Source organism: Streptomyces sp. NPDC051684 (assembly GCF_044453445.1).
Taxonomy (GTDB): domain Bacteria; phylum Actinomycetota; class Actinomycetes; order Streptomycetales; family Streptomycetaceae; genus Streptomyces.
Genome location: NZ_JBITCS010000036.1, coordinates 1 through 4,681, shown reverse-complemented (window position 1 = coordinate 4,681; position 4,681 = coordinate 1). Strand labels below are relative to the sequence as shown.

Here is a 4,681-nt window from a genome sequence, read left to right as displayed (position 1 = left end):
CCCAGCGGGGCGGGGCCCCCGGGGCGGGGGGGCCCCGGGGGGGGGCGGCGGGGGGGGCGGGGGCGCCCCCCCCGCCCCCCCCGGGGCCCCCCCCCCCCCCCCGGGGCCCGCGCCACCGTGGCGCGAACACCGCTGGCGCTACTGCTTCTTGTAGCCCGTCACCTCGGCGATCCACGCGATGAAGTCCGCCGGATCGGTGTTGGCGCCGTGCCCCTCGTCCCAGTAGTAGCGGTGGTCGACCTCGTCACCGAGCCCCGCCGCACTCGCCGCGATATTGGCGGAGACGGTCAGCGAGGTGTCGCTGTCCTTGGTGCCGAGTCGGATCCACCAGTGCTTGGAGCGGCCCGGGTTGCGCCGGGCCAGGTGGTACATCGGGTTCATCAGGGCGAGCTTCTCCGGGATGTCGGACGCCACGCGCCCGCCGCCGGTGCCGCTCGTGTCGTGCCGGGCGCCGTACGCGGTGAAGTGCCGCGCCTCCGTGGTGCCCGCGCCGAACTCGTTGTTCTCGGGGGACGACAGATCGAACGGGTCGAAGGCGGGCGCGTCCTTCTTGCGCGCGCCCACGTGCGTGAGGAAGTCCTCCCACGTGAACGTGGCACGCCCGCCCCGCCACGTGATGAACGTGTTGTCGGCGAGGTACGCGGCGCGCTCGCTCTCCGACAGAGCCTTCAAGTGCCGGGTGGCCGAGGGCTGGAGATAGTGCGTCAGCAGATAGTCGTCGTAGTTCCGGGCGGTCAGCGTTCCGCGGCCGTCGATCCTGCGCAGCTTCAACGAGGCCTGGTATTCGCCGAATTGGGCACGCAGCTGCTTGGACGTCGCCTGATCGACCTGCTCGCCACTGCTCCGCTTGCTGTCGCCCCAGTTCCACTCGTAGGCGCCGTCGGCGTGCTCGAGGTCCGTGATCGGGCACCAGGCGCCGGTCGCGAAGATCGCGTCGGAGGCGTCGGCGGCGCCGACTCCGGCCAGGTGCGCGGCGTAGATCCGGCTGTCGCCGGAGGCGCCGAGCAGCGAGGACAGGGCGCCGCCCGCGCTGGTGCCCGCGGACACGATGTGGTCGGTGTTGCCGGGGATGCGGCCCTTGTTGGCGCGGACGTAGCGCACGGCCGCCTTGAGGTCGACGACGGCGGCGGGCGCGGTGCCGTAGTACGTGCCGTCGTCGTCCTTGAGGGTGCGCCCGCGGGTGCCCGGTTCCACGACGACGTACAGGAGGTGCTCAGGTATCGGGAGAGGTGGCCTCGTGTCAGCGGGGGAGCGCCCCGGCGACGGCCGACGCGACGACCCGTCGGACGTCCGCCTCGCTCGGCGGGCCGTCTTCCCGGTTCGCGTACAGCAGGTGGCCCGAGCCGATGAGGGTCAGGCCCAGGGAGTCGATGTCGGTGTCCGGGGTCAGGCGGCCCACCCGCCGCTCCGCTTCGAGGTAGTCGCGCAGCATCGCGGTCGCGTCCGACAGGACCGTGACACCGGGGCGACCGGCCGCCCGCAGTCGGGCGCGCAGGCCGTCGCGGAAGGTGAGCAGGCCGACCATGGCGACGACGACGGGAGTGAACAGATCCGTCAGTGCGTCGGTGAGGAGGTCGACGACCGGACGGCTGCCGGCGGACGCGACGAGCGCGGCGGCACGTTTCTCCATGCGGCTTGCACGGTCGATGACGAGGTCGGCCAGGAAGGCGTCGAAGTCGGCGAAGTGACGGTGCAGCACGCCCTTGGCGCAGCCCGCCTCCGTGGTGACTGCCCGGCTGGTGAGCGCGGCGGCCCCGTCCCGCATGAGGACGCGCTCGGCCGCGTCGAAGAGCTGCTCGCGCACATCGCGTATGGCTACACCGGTCGGCACCTGCACGTCTCCTTTGTCAGGCTGGGCCCAGGGTAGAAGAGTGGGCATACGCCCACTATGGTGGGCGCATGCCCACTCCTGAGTCGAAGAAGCCCCTGGCCCCCGCGAACGAACCGCACAAGGCTCGCGCCATGGCCGAGTCCTTCGGCACCGACCCCGAGCGCTACGACCGCACCCGGCCCCGCTACCCCGACGCCCTGGTGGCCAGGATCGCCGCCGCCGCGCCCGGCCAGGACGTCCTCGACGTCGGCTGCGGCACCGGCATCGTGTCCCGCCAGTTCCGGGCGGCGGGCAGCACCGTCCTCGGCGTCGACGTCGACGCGCGCATGGCGGCGTACGCCCGCGACCACGGACTCGACGTGGAAGTCGGGCCGTTCGAGACCTGGGACGCCGCGGGCCGCACTTTCGACGCCGTCGTCGCGGGCCAGACCTGGCACTGGGTCGACCCGGTCGCGGGCGCCACGAAGGCGGCCGAGGTGCTGCGGCCCGGCGGCCGCCTCGCCCTCTTCTGGAACGTCTTCCGCCCAGGACCCGACCTCGCGGACGCCTTCGCCGCAGCGCATCGCGAGGTGCTGCCCGACTCGCCGCGCAACCCCTGGGACCGCCCCACCCTCGACGCGTACGGCGCGATCTTCGCGAAGGTGGCCGACGGGCTGCGCGACGCCGGCCTGTTCGGCGAGCCCGAGGAGTGGCGCTTCGACTGGGAGGCCACCTACACCCGTGACGCGTGGCTGGAACAGATGCGCACCAGCGGGGAGGCGGGCACGTACCGGCCGGAGCAGCTGGCGGACCTGCTCGCGCGCACGGGCGCCGCGATCGACGCCATGGGAGGCGAGTTCGCGCTCCCGTACACGGCGGTGGTGGTCACCGCGGAGCGGGCCGGCGCCGCCTGATTGTCAGTGGCGGATGCTTCCCTGGACTTGGACGGAAAGGGGAAGCGGGAGTCATGGCAGAGGAAGCTCGGCACCGGCAGTCCGGTCGGGACCTGTGTGTCCGGCGGCACCCGGACACACAGGTGGAGTGCGTGCTCCCGGACACGCACTATCCGGGCCCGCACCACGCGCTGGACGGCACGACGTGGCACGACGGGCTGTGCGACGAGTGCCACGGCAGTGGACGGCGCGAGGGGGAGGTGTGCGGCGGCTGTCGGGGTGGCGGATTCCGTTTGCTGGAGGACCAGGAGTGACGGACAAGCGGTCAGGAGGTGGGCGGGTGGTCTGAGCAGCAGTCGTCCGAGTCGTCGGCTGTCTCGAGTCGGCAGTGGCACGACGAGCGGATCGGGACGTCCGCCACCGCCAGCGCCGTCGTCAGCTGCGGGGCGATGATCCGGGCCTCCGCGTCGCGGCCGAGCCGGAGCAGGCACTCGTGGTAGCCATGCAGCGCCCACACGTTGTTCGGGTGGTGCAGCGAGCGGGGGAGCGTGCCGTTCAGGCCCAGGTCGGCGGCGTAGACGTCGGCGGCCTCGGCGACCCTGCCCTGCTCGAGGAGGAGCGCCCCGTACGCGTGCCGGATCGGCTGCATCCATCCCCACGGCTCGTCGTAGGGGAGGGCGTCGTCGAGCTCGATCGCGCGGCGCAGGTCGGCGAAGGCGCGCTCGAAGTCGACCTCACGGTAGGCGAGTTCACCGTCGAGCATCGCGGCGGCGACGGCGAGGAGGTCGAGGCAGGTGTTGTTGTAGACGGTGCGGGTCTCCGGCACCCGCTCGACGGCCGCCGTGAAGCGCGCGCGTTCCGCCGCCGCCTCCCGGGTGCGGCCCGTCGCGGCGAGGGCCACACCCCGGCCGTAGTGCGTCATCGCCGTCGTCACGCAGTACAGCTCCGGATCGCCGGGCAGCGGCAGATCGATCAGGTCCTGCCAGCGGCCGAAGCGGATCAGGGCGTGCACGCGCATGCCGAGGAAGCCCTCCAGCCAGTCCGCCATGGGCGGCGAGTCGACGCGCAGCAGCTCCTCGGGGACGGCCGCCTCAAGGCGGGCCACAGAGTCGAACGCCACCTCCGCCTGGCCCGCGAACATCGCGGCGTAGAGCCGGAAGTGGAGGTTGTGGCAGCGGTAGAGCGTGTAGAAGTTCATCGCACCGTCGCGGGCCAGCGCCTTCTCGTCCGCCTCGATGGCGCGGATGTTGGCCGCGATGGTGCGCCGGTAGTCGCCGCACAGGACGTCGATGTGCGAGGGCATGTGGTGCAGATGGCCCGCGTCCGGGACCAGGCCCCGGAGCCGGTCGGCGACCGGCAGCGCCTGTTCGGGCGTCGGTGACATCTCCATGAGGTGGATGTAGAGGTGCAGCAGACCGGGGTGGTCGCGTCCGTCCGGTCGTGCGAGTGCGCGTTCGAGAGCCTCGCGCGCCTCCACGGTGCGGGCACCCTCTGCGGGGCGTCCGGTGGGCAGGTCCCACAGCTGCCAGGGCGTGAGGTTCATCAGGGCGTCGGCGTACAGCGTCGCGACGTCCGGGTCGTCCCGGTGGTTCGCGTAGACCTTGCCCATGGCCTGCGCGTACTCCTCGTTCCACACCGATTGGTCGGGCGCGGGACCGGCCGACGGGTAGCGGGCCGTGAGGGCGTCGATCAGCGCCTGCTCGGCCGGTGTCGCGCGGGCGGCGGCGAGCGCGGCCCGCTGGACGGCGTGGTGCGTGCGCTCGACGGTCGACGTCAGATCGTGCTCGTCGAACGCCTCCCAGGGCTTGTTGTAGTTGGGGCCCAGGGCGTAGGGCTTGTCGTTTGGATCAGGCCGGGCTCGCGGGGCCTGGCACGCACGCTCTCGGCGTTGTCGTCGGTCGACGACGCTCCGCGTCGCCTCCCTCCTCCGCCTTGCGATCGCACGCACCAGGCCCCGCTCCCTGATCCGGCCTGATCC

The 4,681-nt window shown here is 72.5% G+C and carries 4 protein-coding genes and 1 pseudogene; 2 read left to right on the top strand and 3 right to left on the bottom strand.

What is annotated here, in order from left to right:
* Window positions 1–138 precede the first annotated feature (138 nt).
* Both ACIA8D_RS33030 and ACIA8D_RS33025 read right to left on the bottom strand, forming a co-directional pair.
* Window positions 139–1,203: pseudogene (locus tag ACIA8D_RS33030) on the bottom strand (subtype B tannase); the annotation flags it as partial.
* 37 nt (window positions 1,204–1,240) lie between these two features.
* Window positions 1,241–1,831 (bottom strand): TetR family transcriptional regulator, encoded by a 591-nt coding sequence (locus tag ACIA8D_RS33025; RefSeq protein WP_399237873.1) that lies wholly within the window; start codon window positions 1,829–1,831, stop codon window positions 1,241–1,243.
* Between the two features lie 68 nt (window positions 1,832–1,899).
* On the opposite strand from ACIA8D_RS33025, the gene ACIA8D_RS33020 reads away from it, so the two are divergent.
* Both ACIA8D_RS33020 and ACIA8D_RS33015 read left to right on the top strand, forming a co-directional pair.
* Window positions 1,900–2,724 carry a class I SAM-dependent methyltransferase gene (locus ACIA8D_RS33020; RefSeq protein WP_399237871.1) on the top strand — a complete coding sequence of 275 codons (825 nt, stop codon included), beginning with the start codon at window positions 1,900–1,902 and terminating at the stop codon, window positions 2,722–2,724.
* A gap of 53 nt (window positions 2,725–2,777) precedes the next feature.
* Window positions 2,778–3,017: a hypothetical protein gene (locus ACIA8D_RS33015; RefSeq protein WP_399237870.1), complete on the top strand. Its 240-nt coding sequence runs from the start codon at window positions 2,778–2,780 to the stop codon at window positions 3,015–3,017.
* A gap of 11 nt (window positions 3,018–3,028) precedes the next feature.
* Here ACIA8D_RS33015 and ACIA8D_RS33010 read toward each other — a convergent pair whose 3' ends face one another.
* Window positions 3,029–4,669, bottom strand: coding sequence for a tetratricopeptide repeat protein (locus ACIA8D_RS33010; RefSeq protein ID WP_399237957.1), 1,641 nt, complete (start codon window positions 4,667–4,669; stop codon window positions 3,029–3,031).
* Window positions 4,670–4,681 lie beyond the last annotated feature (12 nt).